Annotated in this window: 14 protein-coding genes; 4 read left to right on the top strand and 10 right to left on the bottom strand. The window is 63.5% G+C overall.

Annotated elements, in window-relative coordinates:
• Nucleotides 1–101: 101 nt before the first annotated feature.
• Complete coding sequence (gene hydA, locus N5D53_RS04455) at nucleotides 102–1,541, bottom strand: dihydropyrimidinase (protein WP_014590358.1); 1,440 nt, start codon at nucleotides 1,539–1,541, stop codon at nucleotides 102–104.
• A gap of 342 nt (nucleotides 1,542–1,883) precedes the next feature.
• On the opposite strand from hydA, the gene N5D53_RS04450 reads away from it, so the two are divergent.
• Together N5D53_RS04450 and N5D53_RS04445 are read left to right on the top strand one after the other, a co-directional pair.
• Complete coding sequence (locus N5D53_RS04450) at nucleotides 1,884–3,374, top strand: NCS1 family nucleobase:cation symporter-1 (RefSeq protein ID WP_121161320.1); 1,491 nt, start codon at nucleotides 1,884–1,886, stop codon at nucleotides 3,372–3,374.
• A gap of 49 nt (nucleotides 3,375–3,423) precedes the next feature.
• Nucleotides 3,424–4,707, top strand: a complete 1,284-nt coding sequence (locus tag N5D53_RS04445) for a Zn-dependent hydrolase (RefSeq protein WP_121161322.1) — start codon at nucleotides 3,424–3,426, stop codon at nucleotides 4,705–4,707.
• On the opposite strand, the gene N5D53_RS04440 is transcribed toward N5D53_RS04445, so the two are convergent.
• The 3 genes from N5D53_RS04440 to nhaB all read right to left on the bottom strand — a co-directional run bounded on the left by N5D53_RS04440 (nucleotide 4,704) and on the right by nhaB (nucleotide 7,945).
• A complete protein-coding gene (locus tag N5D53_RS04440) occupies nucleotides 4,704–5,663 on the bottom strand; it encodes a ribonuclease Z (protein ID WP_190869549.1) in 960 nt (319 codons plus the stop codon). The two genes, N5D53_RS04445 and N5D53_RS04440, sit on opposite strands and share 4 nt — an antisense overlap.
• Nucleotides 5,664–5,750: 87 nt before the next feature.
• Nucleotides 5,751–6,296 (bottom strand): lipocalin family protein, encoded by a 546-nt coding sequence (locus N5D53_RS04435; protein ID WP_020193701.1) that lies wholly within the window; start codon nucleotides 6,294–6,296, stop codon nucleotides 5,751–5,753.
• 146 nt (nucleotides 6,297–6,442) lie between these two features.
• Nucleotides 6,443–7,945: a sodium/proton antiporter NhaB gene (gene nhaB / locus N5D53_RS04430; protein ID WP_190869548.1), complete on the bottom strand. Its 1,503-nt coding sequence runs from the start codon at nucleotides 7,943–7,945 to the stop codon at nucleotides 6,443–6,445.
• Between the two features lie 150 nt (nucleotides 7,946–8,095).
• On the opposite strand from nhaB, the gene N5D53_RS04425 reads away from it, so the two are divergent.
• Both N5D53_RS04425 and nudC read left to right on the top strand, forming a co-directional pair.
• A complete protein-coding gene (locus N5D53_RS04425) occupies nucleotides 8,096–8,908 on the top strand; it encodes a crotonase/enoyl-CoA hydratase family protein (RefSeq protein ID WP_190869547.1) in 813 nt (270 codons plus the stop codon).
• 36 nt (nucleotides 8,909–8,944) lie between these two features.
• Nucleotides 8,945–9,775 (top strand): NAD(+) diphosphatase, encoded by an 831-nt coding sequence (nudC, locus tag N5D53_RS04420; RefSeq protein WP_121161326.1) that lies wholly within the window; start codon nucleotides 8,945–8,947, stop codon nucleotides 9,773–9,775.
• A 130-nt stretch (nucleotides 9,776–9,905) separates the two neighbouring features.
• On the opposite strand, the gene N5D53_RS04415 is transcribed toward nudC, so the two are convergent.
• The 6 genes from N5D53_RS04415 to N5D53_RS04390 all read right to left on the bottom strand — a co-directional run bounded on the left by N5D53_RS04415 (nucleotide 9,906) and on the right by N5D53_RS04390 (nucleotide 17,024).
• On the bottom strand, nucleotides 9,906–10,685 hold the full coding sequence (locus tag N5D53_RS04415) for a TSUP family transporter (protein ID WP_060489072.1): 780 nt from the start codon (nucleotides 10,683–10,685) through the stop codon (nucleotides 9,906–9,908).
• Nucleotides 10,686–10,853: 168 nt separating this feature from the next.
• On the bottom strand, nucleotides 10,854–11,684 hold the full coding sequence (locus tag N5D53_RS04410; RefSeq protein WP_104961307.1) for an alpha/beta hydrolase: 831 nt from the start codon (nucleotides 11,682–11,684) through the stop codon (nucleotides 10,854–10,856).
• Nucleotides 11,685–11,828: 144 nt separating this feature from the next.
• The gene (locus N5D53_RS04405) at nucleotides 11,829–13,118 is read right to left on the bottom strand and encodes an FAD-binding oxidoreductase (protein ID WP_104961308.1); all 1,290 of its coding nucleotides are present in this window, start codon (nucleotides 13,116–13,118) and stop codon (nucleotides 11,829–11,831) included.
• Between the two features lie 146 nt (nucleotides 13,119–13,264).
• Nucleotides 13,265–15,226 carry a DNA topoisomerase III gene (locus N5D53_RS04400; protein WP_190870187.1) on the bottom strand — a complete coding sequence of 654 codons (1,962 nt, stop codon included), beginning with the start codon at nucleotides 15,224–15,226 and terminating at the stop codon, nucleotides 13,265–13,267.
• A 210-nt stretch (nucleotides 15,227–15,436) separates the two neighbouring features.
• A complete protein-coding gene (locus N5D53_RS04395) occupies nucleotides 15,437–15,865 on the bottom strand; it encodes a GNAT family N-acetyltransferase (protein ID WP_003251237.1) in 429 nt (142 codons plus the stop codon).
• Nucleotides 15,858–17,024: a cupin domain-containing protein gene (locus N5D53_RS04390; protein ID WP_014590368.1), complete on the bottom strand. Its 1,167-nt coding sequence runs from the start codon at nucleotides 17,022–17,024 to the stop codon at nucleotides 15,858–15,860. The genes N5D53_RS04395 and N5D53_RS04390 overlap by 8 nt, the downstream gene beginning before the upstream one ends.
• Nucleotide 17,025 lies beyond the last annotated feature (1 nt).

Genomic DNA, 17,025 nt, shown 5'->3' with positions numbered 1-17,025 from the left:
ACAGGTATTGCGGTCGATTCTGGGGCCGCTCCCACAGGCGATGGCGGTCCTTGTGGGAGCGGCCTTGCGTCGCGATGGGCTGCACAGCAGCCCCAATGACTTCAGCGCTGAACAGGCATCGGCCGCTGATGCTCGGCCCGGCGCCCCAGCACCTCATACACCGCCGGGTACGCCGGCCGTTCCACATAGCGCCCCGCGCCCGGCTCGGCGCGCAGGTCGCCATCGGCCCAGAGCACCTTGCCCTGGCTGATGGTGTGGCTTGGGATGCCGCGCACGGTGCGGCCTTCGAAAATGTTGAAGTCCACCTGCTGGTGGTGGGTTTTGGCGGAGATGGTGCGGGTGCCCTGCGGGTCCCACAGCACCAGGTCGGCATCGGCACCCACGCGGATAGCGCCCTTGCGCGGGAACAGGTTGAAGATTTTCGCCGTGTTGGTAGAGGTCAGCGCGACGAATTCGTGCATCGACAAACGCCCGCTGTTGACCCCGGCATCCCACAGTACTGCCATGCGGTCTTCGATGCCGGCGGTGCCGTTGGGGATGCGGCTGAAGTCGTCGCGGCCCATGGCTTTCTGCTCGGCGCAGAAACAGCAGTGGTCGGTGGCGGTGGTGTGCAGGTTGCCCGACTGCAAGCCGCGCCACAGCGCCTCCTGGTGTTCGCGTGGGCGGAACGGCGGGCTCATCACATAACCGGCGGCGGTGGCCCAGTCCGGGTCGCGGTAGACACTGTCGTCCAGCAGCAGGTGGCCGGGCAGCACCTCGCCATACACCGGCTGGCCCTTGCCTCGGGCATAGGCGATTTCATCCAGTGCCTCGCGGCTGGAAATGTGCACCAGGTACAACGGCGTGCCGAGGGTTTCGGCAATGCGGATGGCGCGGCTGGCCGCTTCGCCTTCAACCTGCGAGGGGCGCGACAGCGGGTGGGCTTCCGGCCCGGTCATGCCCTGGGCGAGCAGCTTTTTCTGCAGGTGGTACACCAGCTCGCCGTTTTCGGCATGCACGGTGGGCACCGCGCCCAGTTGCAGGCAACGCTCGAAGCTGGCCACCAGGGTATCGTCGGCGGCCATGATCGCATTCTTGTAGGCCATGAAATGCTTGAAGCTGTTCACCCCGTGCTTGGCCACCAGCTCGCCCATCTCTTCGGCCACCTGCTCGCTCCACCAGGTGATGGCGACGTGGAAGCCATAGTCGCTGGCGCTTTTCTGCGCCCAGCCACGCCAGGTGTGGAAGGCCTCCAGCAACGACTGCTGCGGGTTGGGAATGACGAAGTCGATGATCGAGGTGGTGCCGCCAGCCAGGCCCGCAGCGGTGCCGCTGAAGAAGTCCTCGCTGGCCACCGTGCCCATGAACGGCAACTGCATGTGGGTGTGCGGATCGATGCCCCCGGGCATCAGGTACTGGCCGCTGCCGTCGAGGATCTCGCAGTCGGTGGGCGGTTCGAGGTTTTGCCCGATGGCACGGATCAGGCCATCGGCACACAGGACATCGGCGGGGTAACTCTCTTCGTGGGTAACCACGGTGGCGCCACGGATCAACAGGGACATGCCGTTTTCCTCGCAGGCTGACCGGTCTTGGCCGGTTCTTTGCATTGTCATGGATGCAGGGCGGGCAGGGCGGTCAATCCTGTCAGGCCTGACAAGATTCGAGGCTAGATGCTGATTCTGGATTCAGCAAGAAAATTTTCCCATTAAATTTGTGGTTTTTAAGTTATTGATATCAATATGAAAAAATTAACGCGCGAATGGGCGTCGGGGTTTTCAGGGTATTTGACTAACTTGACAAGATGAAAATCTGGTCGAGATTTCTAAGCACATTCCGCGTGCGAACTCCGGTCATCGAATCAGCCTGATGAGCGAAAAAATAGAAGAAAAACTGGAGAAGGGCCTATGCAACAGAGCAGATCGGAAGTGGTCGAGCAAGATGGCCTGTTCGAGCTGTCCGAGGGCAGCGATGTCCTCGACAGCCCGCGCTACAACCCCGACATAGCACCGACCAAGGTGCACCAGCGCACCTGGAACAAATGGCACATCACCGCCCTGTGGGTGGGCATGTCCATCTGCGTACCCACCTACACCCTCGGCGGTGTCCTCACTGCCTACTTCGGCCTCAGCGTTGGCGAAGCGCTGCTGGCGATCCTGCTGGCCAACGTTATCGTGCTGATACCGCTTACCCTCAATGCCTTTCCCGGTACCAAGTACGGCATCCCGTTTCCGGTGCTGCTGCGTTCGTCGTTCGGCATTCTCGGCTCCAACGTACCGTGCCTGATCCGCGCGGTGGTGGCCTGTGGTTGGTTCGGTATCCAGACCATGTTCGGCGGGCTGGCCATTCACCTGTTCCTGGGTTCGGTGTTCGACGGCTGGAAGGCGCTGGGCGGGACAGGCGAGGTGATTGGCTTCATGATCTTCTGGTGCCTGAACCTGTGGGTGGTGCTGCGCGGCGCCGAGTCGATCAAGTGGCTGGAAACGCTGTCGGCACCGCTGCTGGTGGCGGTGGGCGTCGGTCTGCTGTTCTGGGCCTTGCCGCACATGTCGATGACCGAGCTGTTGGCACAGCCGCCCAAGCGCCCGGAAGGGGCGAGCGTGGTCAGTTACTTCTGCGCCGGGCTGACGGCCATGGTCGGTTTCTGGGCGACACTGTCGCTGAACATTCCCGACTTCAGCCGCTACGCCCGCAGCCAGAAGGATCAGATTCTCGGGCAGATCTTCGGCCTGCCGCTGACCATGTTCCTGTTCGCTGCGCTGGGTGTGGTGCTGACCGCCGCTTCGGCGTCGCTGGTGGGCGAGACGGTGTCCGACCCGGTCAGCCTGATCGGCAAGATTCAAAGCCCGTTCTGGGTGGCCCTGGCCATGGCGCTGATCGTGATCGCCACGCTGTCGACCAACACCGCGGCGAACATCGTCTCGCCCACCAATGACTTCCAGAACATTGCCCCACGCCTGATCGGCCGAAGCCGCGCGGTATGGCTGACCGGCTTTATCGGCCTGGCGCTGATGGGGCATGAACTGCTGAAGAAGCTGGGCCTGATTGTCTCTGACCTTAGCCTGGAGAGCGTGTACTCCAACTGGCTGCTGGGCTATTCCAGCTTGTTGGGGCCTATTGCCGGCATCATGGTGGTGGACTACTTCCTGATCCGGCGGCAGAAGCTGGACCTGGCCGGGCTATACCGCGACGACGTGTATCCCGCGTGGAACTGGGCCGGTTTTGCCGCCTTCGCCTTGCCAGTTGGGCTGACGGTAATGGCGATTGGCAACAGCAGTTTCAGCTGGTTCTACGACTACGGCTGGTTCACCGGCTCGCTGCTGGGCGGTGCACTGTACGCCATGCTTGGCGGTTTGGCGGCACGCAACCCGGTGCGGCTGGCCAAACCCTCGCCTTGAGGCCTCGAAGAGGCCCGTACAAACAATAAGAAGCCTGAAGGAGAAGCCCGTGACCCCCGTCAAAGAGATCCTGAAGACCAACGCCCGTCACGTCGACAGCACCCGCCTGTGGCAGTCGCTGATGGACCTGGCCCAGCTCGGTGCCACTGCCAAGGGCGGTGTCTGCCGCCTGGCCTTGACCGACCTCGACCGCCAGGCCCGTGATCTGTTCGTGCAGTGGTGCGAGGCGGCTGGTTGCTCGGTCAGCATCGACGCCGTCGGCAACATATTCGCCCGCCGCCCGGGCCGTAACCCCAAGCTGCCGCCGGTGATGACCGGCAGCCATATCGACACCCAGCCCACTGGCGGCAAGTTCGATGGCTGCTTCGGGGTGATGGCCGGGCTGGAGGTGATCCGCACCCTCAACGACCTTGGCGTGGAAACCGAAGCGCCGCTCGAAGTGGTGGTGTGGACCAACGAAGAAGGTTCGCGTTTTGCGCCGTGCATGATGGGGTCTGGGGTGTTCGCCGGCAAGTTCACCCTGGAAGACACCCTGGCCAAGCGCGATGCCCAGGGTGTCAGCGTTGGCGAAGCATTGAACACCATTGGCTACGCCGGTCCGCGTGCCGTGTCGGGGCACCCGGTGGGGGCGTATTTCGAAGCGCATATCGAGCAGGGTCCTATCCTTGAGGACCAGGCCAAGACCATCGGCGTGGTCCTCGGCGCCCTGGGCCAGAAGTGGTTCGACCTGACCCTGCGCGGTGTTGAAGCCCATGCCGGCCCTACGCCGATGCACCTGCGCAAGGACGCCCTGGTGGGTGCAGCCGCTGTGGTAGAGGCGGTCAACCGCACGGCACTTGCCCACCAGCCCCACGCCTGTGGCACGGTGGGTTGCCTTCAGGCGTACCCGGGCTCGCGTAACGTGATCCCGGGCGAAGTGCGCATGACCCTCGACTTCCGCCACCTGGAGGGCGAGCAGTTGAATGCGATGATTGCCGATGTGCGTGGGGTGATCGAGGCGACCTGTGCCAAGCATGGCCTGAGCCATGAGCTGGTGCCCACGGCCGACTTCCCGGCGCTTTACTTCGACAAAGGCTGTGTCGACGCCGTGCGCGAGTCGGCCAAGGCGCTGGGCCTGCCGCACATGGACATCGTCAGTGGCGCGGGGCATGACGCGATCTTCCTGGCCGAGCTGGGGCCGGCGGGGATGATTTTCGTGCCGTGCGAAAACGGCATCAGCCATAACGAGATCGAGAACGCCACGCCCGAAGACCTGGCGGCGGGCTGCGCGGTATTGTTGCGGGCGATGCTGGCGGCGTCGGAGGCAATTGCCAGCGGGCGCCTGGCGGCCTAGGCACTGGCCTCAAGAAGGCCGTTACGGCCAAGGTGATAGCGCTGCAGGTCCTGCGCCAGGGTCAACTGCCCGCTGTAATGGGCGAGGGCCTCGTCGCGCACGTTGTCGATGTGCGGGCTGCGCCGCGTGTCGTTCTGGTAGCGGGCGCTGAAATGCGTCAGTACCAGGTTGCGCACGCCAGCGGCCTCGGCAAAGCGTGCCACCTCAGCGGCGGTGCTGTGGCCGAACGTGCCCCCGGTGCGTTCGACCACCGCCTGGGTGAAGGTGGCTTCGTGCACCAGTACATCCGCACCCCTGGCGACGGCTGCCAGCAGTTCTGGCTTGTCGTTGTCCCCGCACACGATCACCCGCCGGGGCGGACGCGAAGGGCGCAGGTAGTCGTTGCCGTTCAGCAGTTGCCCGTTGTACGTCACGGTCAACCCCTTGGCCAGCTCGCCCCACAGCGGACCACGCGGTATGCCCTCGGCGTCCAGGTGCTGGATGTCCAGGCGTGGCTCAGGGTTGATTTCGGTGAATACGAAACCCACGCTGGGCACCCGGTGCGACAGTTGCACGGTGGTCACCTGCAGGGTCTCGCTGCGCCATGCGATCAGCGCTTCCACGGGCAACAGGCGTAGCTCGAACGGCAGGAAGGTGTCGCTGGCAATCAGGCCCTGGCGTACCCAATCGTGCAGTACGGCGGGCAGGATCACTTCCAGCGGCTGGGTGCGCCCGCTCATGCCCGCGCTGGCCAGCAGGCCGGGCAGGCCGAAGCAATGGTCACCATGCACGTGGGTGATGAAGATCGCGCGCAGGTCGCGGATCGAAAGCGGGGTGTGCAGCAGGCGGTGCTGGGTGCCTTCGCCGCAATCGACCAGATACCAGTGGCTGCCACTGGCTTCGATCACGGCTGTGGCGCTGACATTGCGTGCCTTGGTGGGCACCCCGGCGGAGGTGCCGAGGAACAGCAGGTCCATGCTCAGGCTCCTGTTTCAGGCCAGAAGCGGCCAAGGTGATACGGGGCGCACACCTTAGCCGGATTGCCACCCGCCGTCGACGGCCCGCTAGTTATCCTGCCGCCAGATGAGCTCGCTGGTGTCATAACCTTGCTCTCGGGCGATTGTCAGCAGTTGCTCGCGCTGCTGGTCGGTGACCGCTGGCGTGCGCGAAAGCAGCCACAGGTACTCGCGGTTGGGGTGGCCGACCAGTGCCACGCGGTAGTCCTTGTCGTGGTAAAGCACCCAGTACTCACCCTTGGTCAGGCCCGGTGCCAGGCGGCTGAACCAGTTGTCGAAGCGCACCCACAGCTTGTCGGTGCTGCCCGGTTGCTGAGCCTCGGCGATGCCCTTGGCTTCATTCCACTGGCCGTCCTTTTCCTGGCAGCGATTGGTTACATCGATACGGCCGTCCTCGCGCAAGCCGTAGCGCGCCTCGGACTTCACGCAGTTACGCTGGAAGAACATCGGCAGGCGTGCCAGTTCGTACCAGGTACCCTGATAGCGTTGCAGGTCCACCTGCTGGGTACGCGGCGGTGCCGGGTGATCGTTGCCGGCGCAGCCGAGCAGGGCCAGGGTCATGCAGGAAAGCAGCAGTGTTGTGCGCAGCGCCATGGGTGACCTCCTTGGAGCGGATGGGGCGTACCTGTGTTTCGACGCCTGTGCGGGGAAAAAGTTGTAGACGATCTTGCCTGCGGCGAAACCCATGCAGGAGCGGGTTTGCCCGCGAAAGGCCCCGCACAGGTCCGCACAGGCCTGCCTCACAGCCAGTACGTCACCGCCCACCATCCCAACCCGCCCATCACCACGGTATAGGGCAGCGCCATCCACACCATCCGCCCATACGACAGCCGGATCAGCGGTGCAATGGCCGAGGTCAGCAGGAACAGGAACGCCGCCTGCCCGTTCGGCGTCGCCACGCTTGGCAGGTTGGTGCCGGTGTTGATCGCCACCGCCAGGGTTTCGAAATGCTCGCGGCTCATGCTGCCATCGAGAAATGCCTGCTTCACTTCGGTGATGTAGATGGTGGCAACGAACACATTGTCGCTGATCGCCGACAGCAAGCCGTTGGCCAGATACAGCATGCCCGGTTGCTGTTCGGCCGGCAGCGTCAGCACCCAGTTGATCAATGGGCTGAAAAGCTGCTGCTGATGAATCACCGCGACCACGGCGAAGAACACCACCAACAGCGAAGTGAACGGCATGGCGTCCTGGAAGGCACGGCCCAGGCGGTGCTCGTCGGTGATACCGGTGAAGGCCGTGATCAGTACGATCACCATCAGGCCGATCAGGCCGACCTCGGCCACATGCAGCCCCAGGCAGATGATCAGGATCAGCGCAGCGAGCCCTTGTACCCACAGCGCGATGCGCTGGGCCTGGGTGCGCGCCGCATCGTCTTCGGCCGCATAGGCGGTCAGCACCCTGCGCACCGGTTCGGGCATCAGCGTGCCGTAGCCGAACAGGCGCACTTTTTCCAGCAGCACGCAGGTCACCAGGCCAGCACCCAGCACTGGCAGCGATACGGGCGCCACCTTCAAGAAGAAGTCGACGAAGTGCCACCCCATCTCGTGGCCGATCAGCAGGTTCTGCGGCTCGCCCACCAACGTGCAAACGCCGCCCAGGGCGGTACCCACAGCGCCATGCATCAGCAGGCTACGCAGGAAGGCGCGGAACTGGTCGAGGTCTTCCCGGTGCAGGTGAGCGACTTGCTGGTCGCTCTCCAGTGCGCTGTCCTCGCGCGGATTGGCCCCGGACGCGACGCGGTGGTACACCGCGTAGAAGCCGACCGCAGCGCTGATGATCACCGCCGTGACGGTCAGGGCATCGAGAAACGCGGATAGAAACGCCGACAGTACGCAAAACAGCAGCGCCAGAATGGCCTTGGAACGCACCCCGAGCAAAATGCGTGAGAACAGGAACAGCAACAGTTCCTTCATGAAGTGGATGCCGGCGACCATGAACATCAGCAGCAGGATTACCGGGAAGTTGTGCTGCAGTTCCTCGTACAGCGCCTGTGGCGTGGTCATCTGCAACAGCAGGGCTTCGATCAGCAACAAGCCACCGGGCATCAACGGGTAGCATTTCAGGGCCATGGCCAGGGTGAAGATGAATTCGAGCACCAGTGCCCAGCCGGTCGCAACCGGGCCAATGGTTACCAACAACAGCGGGTTGAGCACCAAAAACAGGCAGATGACCACCTTGTACCAAATCGGCGACTTGCCCAGAAAACCGTGGGCGAGGGCGCCGGTCAGGGGGCGTGACATAAATATGTATCCTTATAATTCAGCGATGGCGCACGGTGCCGGATATACGCGTCTTAGGCAAGGCGCACAGTCCCGTTTTTGGCACATGTACGGCCATTGGGCTGGGTTACCATCGGTGTCATGAACCTTTCATCCTCAGGAGTGCCGCCCGTGACCGAGTACAGTGCATTCAAGGTCGAACTGACCGACAGCGTCGCCCATGTTCAGATCAATCGCCCAGAGAAGGTCAACGCGATGAATGCGGCCTTCTGGGAGGAAATCGTCGACATCTTCCAGTGGATCGATGACACCGATGCCGTGCGCGTGGTGGTGATCAGTGGCGCTGGCAAGCATTTTTCCGCCGGTATCGACCTGATGATGCTGGCCTCGCTGGCTGGGCAGATGGGCAAGGACGTGGGCCGCAATGCACGCTTCCTGCGCAAGACCATCCAGCGGCTGCAGGCTTCGTTCAGCGCTGTAGACGCGTGCCGCAAACCCGTACTGGCGGCCGTGCAGGGCTACTGCATCGGCGGCGCCATCGACCTCATCTCGGCGTGCGACATGCGCTACTGCAGCAGAGACGCGCAGTTCTCGATCAAGGAAATCGACATGGGCATGGCTGCCGATGTCGGCACATTGCAACGTTTGCCACGCATCATTGGCGACGGCATCATGCGTGAGCTGGCGTTTACCGGGCGCAATGTCGAGGCCGACGAGGCGCTGCGCATCGGCCTGGTCAACCGAGTCTATGATGATCAGGCCGCACTGATGGACGGCGTCTTTGCCATCGCCCGCGAGATTGCCGCAAAATCGCCGATCGCCGTGGCCGGCACCAAGGAAATGCTCAGCTACATGCGTGACCATCGCATCGACGATGGCCTGGACTACATTGCCACCTGGAACGCCGCAATGCTGCAGTCCGAAGACCTGCGTGTGGCTGTGGCGGCGCACATGAGCAAACAGAAACCGACGTTCGCCGACTGATCGGGCCGGGGGACGCGCAGTAAAGGAACCCCCGACATGTCAGCACGCTGGACTACCGCAGTACTCGACCCACAGATGACCGGGGGGCTGGCCGTGGCCCGCAGCCCTGAAGGGTTTCTGGTGGACGCCAACGGCGCGCTGTTCCCCCGCGACTGGCTCAAGCGCCAGGACCTCGACGTGCTGTGCGAGCATGGCATCGGCCACTTTGACGGCCAGCCGGTGTTCCTGTTGGAACTGCACAGCGCCACTGATGTGCCTGGCTGCAGCTGGCGCGGCCTGCGTGCGTTCATGCTCGAAGGCGACTTCGACACCTACAAGGTGCTGGGCTATGCCGCACAGATCGGCACCTGGGCCCGCGAGCATCGCTTCTGCGGCAGTTGCGGCCAGGCGATGACGCAAATTCGCTGGGAGCGGGCGATGTATTGCCAGCCCTGCGACCTGCGCAGCTATCCGCGCATTTCACCCAGCATGATCGTGCTGGTGACCCGCGGCGATGAAATCCTGCTGGCGCGTTCGCCGCGCTTCGTCACCGGGGTGTACAGCACCTTGGCAGGTTTTGCCGAACCGGGTGAATCGGCCGAAGACTGCCTGGTGCGCGAAGTGCGCGAAGAAGTGGCGGTGGAGGTGAAGAACATTCAGTACGTCGGCAGCCAGTGCTGGCCGTTTCCGCATTCGATGATGCTCGGTTTCCATGCCGAGTACGCCGGTGGCGAGATTGTCATGCAACCGGACGAGATAGAGGACGCCAAGTGGTTCAGCGTCCACGACCTGCCGCCGCTGCCGGCTGGGCGGTCGATTGCCCGGTACTTGATCGATCTGTACGTTGCGCGGCGCCTGGGCCTTGATATCCCTGCTTTCCCATCCTAGCTGCAGTGAGACATGTTCTCCGATTAGGCGCAGGGCGCAGGCAATGGTCACTCCATTGCCAAGTCCTGCAACGAGGGCGGAGGACATTTCTCGCGCAGCCAGGGCGGGGAAGCAGGGGGATCACAGCCCATCAGGCCTGCCCGAACCAGTGTTGCCACGCTAAGCGCACGGTCAACGCCAGCACCACGGTGATGAACACCGGGCGGATGAACTTGCTGCCACCGCTGATCGCCGTGCGCGCGCCGAAAAAGGCGCCGACCATCACCGACAGGCCCATGCACAGGCCGACGATGTAGTCCACCTGCCCGGAAATGATGAACACCGTCAGCGCCGCGATGTTGCTGACGAAGTTCATGCTGCGCGCCACGCCGCTGGCGCGTACCAGGTCGATGGGGTATAGCAGCAGGGTACTGACCGTCCAGAACGCCCCGGTACCTGGGCCGGCTACGCCGTCGTAGAAGCCCAGGGTGAAGCCTTGCGGCACTTGCCACTTTTTCTTGATCGGTGCATCGGCATCCAGCGGTGCCTTGGGCGTGCCGCCGAACAACAGGTAGATGCCACAGGCGAAGACGATCACCGGCAACATCTTGTTCAGCCATTCGGCTGGCATGTAGTGGGCAATGACGGCGCCGAGCGACGCCCCGGTCAGGGTGGCGAACAATGCCGGGCGCCACTGCGCCGGGTGGAATAGTTTGCGTTTGTAGTAAGTGAAACCTGCAGTGGCCGAGCCGAAGGTGGAACTGAGCTTGTTGGTGCCCAGGACCAGGTGCGGTGGCATGCCGGCAGTGAGCAGGGCCGGAGTGGTGAGCAGGCCCCCGCCACCGGCGATGGCATCGATGAATCCGGCGACGAAGGCAACCAGCGCCAGGATCAGCAGGGTGAGGGGTTCTACGGTGAGTTCGAAGGGCATGGGTTTTTGACAGGCAGGGAGGCAAGGAGGCGGCAAAGTGCTGCACTAGAAGGGGAGCATGGTAATCCTGGGGAAGGTGTGTTGCCAGTGCCGGCCCTTTCGCGGGCAAGCCCGCGTAATCCCGTAGGAGCGGGTTTACCCGCGAAAGGGCCGGTACTGGCGAAAACATCAACTACGAATAAACGCCAGCAAATCCGCATTGATCACATCGGCATGGGTTGTGGGCATGCCATGCGGGTAGCCTTTGTAGGTTTTCAGCGTGCCATTGGGAAGCAGCTTGGCCGACAATACCCCGGAGTTTTCATAGGGCACGATCTGGTCATCGTCGCCGTGCATCACCAGCACCGGCTGCTGGATGCCCTTCAGGTCGTCGGTGAAATCGGTCTGGGAAAACGCCACGATGCCATCGTAATGGGCCTTTGCACTGCCGATCATGCCTTGGCGCCACCAGTTGCCAATGATGCCTTCGCTGGCTTCGACCCCTGGGCGGTTGTAGCCGTAGAACGGCCCTGTTGGCACATCCCGGTAGAACTGCGCCCGGTTGCTGGCAACCTGGGCCTGAAAACCGTCGAATACCGACTTGGGCAGGCCACCGGGGTTGCCGGGGGTTTGTACCATCAAGGGGGGGACGGCCGCGATCAGCACGGCCTTGGCCACCTTGTCTTCAGGGTACCGGGCCATGTAGCGCACCACCTCGCCGCCGCCGGTCGAGTGGCCGACATGCACGGCACCCTGGGTGCCCAGGTGGGCGACCACGGCGGCTACGTCGTCGGCATAGTGGTCCATGTCGTGGCCGTCCCATACCTGGCTGGAGCGGCCATGGCCTCGCCGGTCGTGGGCGACCACGCGGTAGCCTTCAGCGAGGAAGAACAGCATCTGCGCGTCCCAGTCATCGGCACTGAGCGGCCAGCCGTGGTGGAAGTGGATCACAGGTGCATCGCGCGGGCCCCAGTCCTTGTAGAAGATCTGTACGCCGTCCTTCGTGGTTACATAGCTCATGGTCGTGTCTCCTGAGTGCAGGAAGCGAAGGGAGCTATTGAGAATAGGAGGAATTTTGGCGGGTATCGGGATGTTGTGTTGCCTGTGCGGGCCTCTTCGCGGGTTCACCCGCGAAGAGGCCCGCACAGGCAAGAGTCATGCCCTTCAGACGCGATCGCGCATGCGGTACCAGGCCTTTGCCGCCGCTTCCAATGGCGCAGCCAGCAGGTCGCCACCGGGGAAGCGGCCGTTGTCGATGCCTTGGTACAGCGCCAACAGGTCTTCATCGCCGAGAATGGCATCACTCACCGCACGCGCCGCCGCCAGGGTCGGCAATACGCCATGGCCGGAGAAACCCTGCAGCCAGTAGCGCTGGCCCTCGCGGCCGACGTCCGGGGTGCGCTTGATGCTGCAATCGATGTGGCCGCCCCAGGCATAGTCGATGGCCACCCCGGCCAGTTGCGGGAATACCCGCTCCAGGTACGGGCGGGTGGCGCTGGCGACGTCCTTGGGAATGCCGCCCAGGTAAGTGCAGCCACCGCCGAACAGCAGGCGGTGGTCTGGGGTGAGGCGGAAGTAGTCGGGCACGAACTGGTTGTCGATCACGCAACTGTTGCGAGGTAGTAACGAATGGGCGAAGTCGGCATCCAGAGGCGCAGTGGCTACCTGGTAGGAACCGACTGGCAACAGGCGACGCGACAGGCTGCGGTCAAGGCGGTCGATGTAAGCGTTGCAGGCCAGCACCAATACCTGGCAACGAACTTCGCCACGGTCGGTACGGGCGACATAGCCGTCGCGAGCCTGCTGGTAGCTGAGCACCTGGCTCTGTTCGTAGATTCGCCCGCCGCCAGCCTCGATGGTATTGGCCAGGCCCTGCGCCAGTTTCAGCGGGTTGAGGTGGGCGCCTTTGGCGTCGTACAGCGCGGCCTGGTAGCGCGGGCTGTCGATCCATTGCGGCAACTCGTCACGGCCAATCAGGCGCAGGGCGTCGTAACCCCATTTATGCTCGGCATCATGCAGGGCCTCTTCGAGCATTTTCACCCGGCGTGGCAATACCGCAGTCCACAGGCTGCCCTGCCGGTAGTCGATGTCGAAGCCGTGGCGCTGGGGCAGTTCGCGCATCTCGTCGGCGGCCCAGCACATGCTGGCCCATAGCCGTTGGGTGCGTTCGATGCCAAGGGCCTGCTCCAGCGGCGGCATGTCGCACGACCAGCCCAACAGCGCCTGGCCACCGTTGCGTCCGGAGGCCGCCCAGGCAACCCGGCTGGCTTCCAGCAGCGTTACGCGTTTGCCGGCCTGGGTCAGGCGCAGGGCAGTGTGCAGGCCGCTGAAACCGGCGCCGATGATCAGCACGTCGGTGTCCTGAGCGCCTTGCAGGGTAGGGCGTAATGGGATGTTGGCGGGGTAGGTCTGGGCGTAGTAACTGGCGACGTGCTGGGCGGATTGTTTGAACATGCCGGATTTTCCGTGAAAATTATTATGTTTATTTTCATGAAAAGTTAGCAGTTAAATTTCACGTTGCCAATGTGTTGGTCGGGGTTTGTGGTTTGCCTGTGGTTAATGTGTTGCCTGGGCTGGCCTCTTCGCGGGTGAACCCGCTCCTACAGGGGGGCTCGCTTTTTTCGCGCCTGTCGTGGCTTGCTTGGGGTTGCCTTGCTTCCAGTCGCTTTGCTCTTCCCGCCACCGCGACGTTTCTTTTTCCAGGGCGGGGCCGCCCCGGTCGCTGGCCCGCTGATGGTCATGCGCATGCCGCTGCAACGCTCGACCAGCTTGCCCATCCACGCTGACTGCCGGGCGACGAACTCGTCCAAGGTCATCTCGCCGCTTTGCACCATGTCCAGCGCCTGCTCCCAGATCGCCGTGGTACCGGGGTCGGCAATCGCGCGGGGAACAGCGTCGATCAGGCTGAAGGCCGCAGGTGTGGCCGACAACGCCTTGCCGTTCTTTACCAGGTAACCGCGGTCGAGCAGACCCTGGATAATGCTGGCGCGGGTGGCTTCGGTGCCGATGCCGGTGGTTTCCTTGAGCTTTTGCTTCAGCCGAGGGTCATCCACCAGCTTGGCCACGTTTTTCATCGCCTTGATCAGGTCGCCTTCGGTAAACGGCTTGGGCGGCTGGGTCCACAGGTCTTTCAGCTGCAGGCCGTGTACGTTGCAGTCCTGGCCTTCGCGCAGCGCTGGCAACACCTGGGCCGGGGGTGCCTCGCGGCCTTTGGCTGGGGTCAGCGCCTCGGGCAAGGCGCGGCGCCAGCCTAGCTCGACGATCTGTTTGCCCACAGCACGCAGCGCATGACCGGCGCAGTCGAAGTCGGCCTGGGTGCGGTCGTATTCATGGTTGGGCAGGAACTGCGCCAGATAGCGGGCGCGGATCAGGGTGTAAACGGCCTTGTGCTTGGCCGGCAGGCGCGAGGGGTCGCTGGCAGCGGCGGTGGGGATGATGCCATGGTGAGCGCTGACTTTGGCGTCGTTCCACCCCCGCGAGCGGCGTTGCGGCTCCAGGTAGGGCTGCAGCGGCGCCAGGCTGGCATCGGCCCGTTGCAGGGCGGCGAGGATGGCGGATGCCTCGGCGTGCTGGCTTTGTGGCAAATAGCCGCAATCGCTGCGCGGGTAGGTGATCAGCTTGTGTGTTTCGTACAGTGCCTGGGCAATGTCGAGGGTTTCCTGGGCGCCGAGGCCGAACTTTTTCGAGCACAGCTCCTGCAGGGTGCCAAGGTCGAAGGGCAGCGGTGCTGCTTCGCGCACACGCTCGGTCGCTACCTTTACCGCTCGGGCAGTGCCGGCATGGCCGATGTCGGTGGCGGCCTGCTGTGCCTGGCTTTGCTTCAGGCAGCGGCTTTGGTCATCGCAGGCGTCTTCGGGGGCGCGCCATTGGGCATTGAAGCGTTGGCCGGCGTGTTCCAGCTGTACGTCGATGGCCCAGAACGGCACCGGCACGAAGTCGGCGATGCTGCGGTCGCGGTCGACCACCAGGCGCAAGGTCGGCGTTTGCACGCGGCCTACCGGCAGCACACCCTGGTAGCCGGATTGGCGGCCCAGCAGGGTGAACAGCCGGCTCATGTTCATGCCGATCAGCCAGTCGGCGCGCGAGCGGCCCAACGCCGAGTGGTACAGGTTGAACGTCTCGTGGCCTGGCAGCAGGCGTGCCAGGGCCTTGCGGATGGAGGCGTCGTCCAGTGCCGACAGCCACAGGCGCTGCACCGGGCCTCGGTAGCGGCAATGCTCGACCAGCTCGCGGGCAATCATTTCGCCTTCGCGGTCGGCGTCGGTGGCAATCACCAGCTCCCGCGCTTCACCGAGCAGGCGCTTGACCGCCTTGAACTGGCTGGCAGTCTTGGGCTTTACCAGCATCTTCCACTTGTCTGGAATGATCGGCAGGTCGGCCAGGTTCCAGCGCTTGTAACGTTCGTCGTAGCTGTCGGGCGGGGCGGTTTCCAGCAGGTGGCCGATGCACCAGGTGACGCAGATGTCGGTGCCTTGCCAGCAGCCGTCGCCTTTGCGGTTGGCGCCGAGCACTTTGGCGATGTCTTTTGCCTGGGAGGGTTTTTCGCAGAGAAACAGGCGCATGGCCGGGGACGCTTCATCGGGGTGGTGGGCCATAGGATGCGCAAGCGGGGGCGCAGAGGCAAGTTTTATCTGGATGGATGTACAGGTTTTTTGTCAGCGGGGATGTATATCGCCTGAGCCGGCCTCTTCGCGGGTAAACCCGCTCCTACAGGGAAGCGCGGTGCTTGTAGGAGCGGGTTTACCCGCGAAGCGGCCAGTGCAGGTGATGGATCAGGCGCGCGAGTCGCGCACCATGTCGACATGCGGGATGCCAGCTTCGAGGAATTCCTCGCTGACTACGCGAAAGCCCAGCCGCTCATAGAACGGCGTGGCGTGCACCTGGGCGCTGAGCATCTGCTGTTTCAAATCGCGGTTCTGCGCTTCGACGATGACCGCATTGACCAACGCATCGCCCACCTTCAGGCCACGCCAGTCCTTGAGCACCGAGATGCGCCCGATGGTGCCGTCGGCCAGCAGGCGCGCAGTACCGATCGGATAGTCGCCTTCCAGGGCCAGGAAGTGCAGGGCGTCCTGGTCTTCCGAATCGAACTCCAGCTCTGGTGGAATGTGCTGCTCGGCGACGAACACGGCTTCACGGATACGGCGGATGTCGGCGTTGTCTTTGTGCCAATCGGCGAGGCGAACGCTGATCTTATTCATTGGCGAATCCCAGGCTCCCTTGCTTGACCAGCTGCTGTACCAGCATCAGGCCATCCTCATCCTGCAGCCACTCGGCCAGGTTATCGATGTGCAGGGCGTCGGCCGCACATACCAGCTTCAGCAGCTCTCGCAGTTTGCCAGGCAGTGGGCAACTACGGCCGCTGGCGAACAGCAGCAGGTCGTCTTCGAACTCGGACCAAGCCAGGCGTGCGCTGGGGTTGCGGATCAGGATGGCGCCTTGCTCAAGGGCATTGATCAGCTCTTCCTCGCTCAGCTCTTCGCCAACGATCTGCTCGGGGTAGCGCGGCTCGGTCATGAACTGGCCGAACCAGGTCAGCAGCAGGTCCTTGTCGCCCATGTGCTTGTCGAGCAGCGCCTTGAGGCGGTCGAGGGCATCGTGCTGGATCTGGTGCGGGTCGCTGACCGGCTGGGCGTCGGCGTCGCTGTAGCGCTCTTCGTCGGGCAGGAACTGGCCGAGGAAGTCGGTGAAGTGGGTCAGCACTTCGGCAGCGCTCGGTGCGCGGAAGCCGACCGAGTAGGTCAGGCAGTCATCCACGGCCACGCCGTAGTGGGCCAGGCGCGGTGGCAGGTAGAGCATGTCGCCGGGCTCCAGGGTCCACTCGCCACTCTGCTCGAACTCGGCCAGGATACGCAGGTCGGCGTGCTCCAGCAGCGGGCTGTCACTGCTGCACATCTGGCCGATCTTCCAGTTGCGCTGGCCGTGGCCTTGCAGCAGGAACACATCGTAGTTGTCGAAGTGCGGGCCGACGCTGCCACCCGGGGCGGCGAAGCTGATCATCACGTCATCGATACGCCAGCTGGGCAGGAAGCGGAAGTTTTCCAGCAGTTCGGCCACTTCCGGAACGAACTGGTCAACGGCCTGTACTAGCAGGGTCCAGTCTTTTTCCGGCAGTTCGGCGAAGGTGTCTTCGTTGAACGGGCCGCGGCGCAGCTCCCACGGGTGTGCGCCGTGCTCCAGCACGATACGCGACTCGACTTCGTCTTCCAGGGCCAGGCCGGCGAGCTCGTCGGGGTCGATCGGGCTGATGAAGTCCGGGAAGGCCTGGCGTACCAGCAGCGGCTTCTTCTGCCAGTAGTCGCGCATGAATTCGCGGGCCGAGATGCCGCCGAGCAGCTGCAGTGGAGTATCAGGATTCATG

Source organism: Pseudomonas sp. GD03862 (genome assembly GCF_029840855.1).
In the GTDB taxonomy this organism is placed as follows: domain Bacteria; phylum Pseudomonadota; class Gammaproteobacteria; order Pseudomonadales; family Pseudomonadaceae; genus Aquipseudomonas; species Aquipseudomonas alloputida.
The sequence above is the reverse complement of the archived record's forward strand: the minus strand, read 5'-3'. Positions and strand labels throughout refer to the sequence as shown.

Coding starts and splice junctions, on each gene's coding strand:
- nudC (WP_121161326.1), top strand. CDS start 8,945: ATGTCAGCACGCTGGACTACCGCAGTACTCGACCCACAGATGACCGGG.
- N5D53_RS04410 (WP_104961307.1), bottom strand. CDS start 11,684: ATGAGCTATGTAACCACGAAGGACGGCGTACAGATCTTCTACAAGGAC.
- N5D53_RS04435 (WP_020193701.1), bottom strand. CDS start 6,296: ATGGCGCTGCGCACAACACTGCTGCTTTCCTGCATGACCCTGGCCCTG.
- N5D53_RS04450 (WP_121161320.1), top strand. CDS start 1,884: ATGCAACAGAGCAGATCGGAAGTGGTCGAGCAAGATGGCCTGTTCGAG.
- nhaB (WP_190869548.1), bottom strand. CDS start 7,945: ATGTCACGCCCCCTGACCGGCGCCCTCGCCCACGGTTTTCTGGGCAAG.
- N5D53_RS04395 (WP_003251237.1), bottom strand. CDS start 15,865: ATGAATAAGATCAGCGTTCGCCTCGCCGATTGGCACAAAGACAACGCC.
- N5D53_RS04400 (WP_190870187.1), bottom strand. CDS start 15,226: ATGCGCCTGTTTCTCTGCGAAAAACCCTCCCAGGCAAAAGACATCGCC.
- N5D53_RS04415 (WP_060489072.1), bottom strand. CDS start 10,685: ATGCCCTTCGAACTCACCGTAGAACCCCTCACCCTGCTGATCCTGGCG.
- hydA (WP_014590358.1), bottom strand. CDS start 1,541: ATGTCCCTGTTGATCCGTGGCGCCACCGTGGTTACCCACGAAGAGAGT.
- N5D53_RS04405 (WP_104961308.1), bottom strand. CDS start 13,118: ATGTTCAAACAATCCGCCCAGCACGTCGCCAGTTACTACGCCCAGACC.
- N5D53_RS04440 (WP_190869549.1), bottom strand. CDS start 5,663: ATGGACCTGCTGTTCCTCGGCACCTCCGCCGGGGTGCCCACCAAGGCA.
- N5D53_RS04390 (WP_014590368.1), bottom strand. CDS start 17,024: ATGAATCCTGATACTCCACTGCAGCTGCTCGGCGGCATCTCGGCCCGC.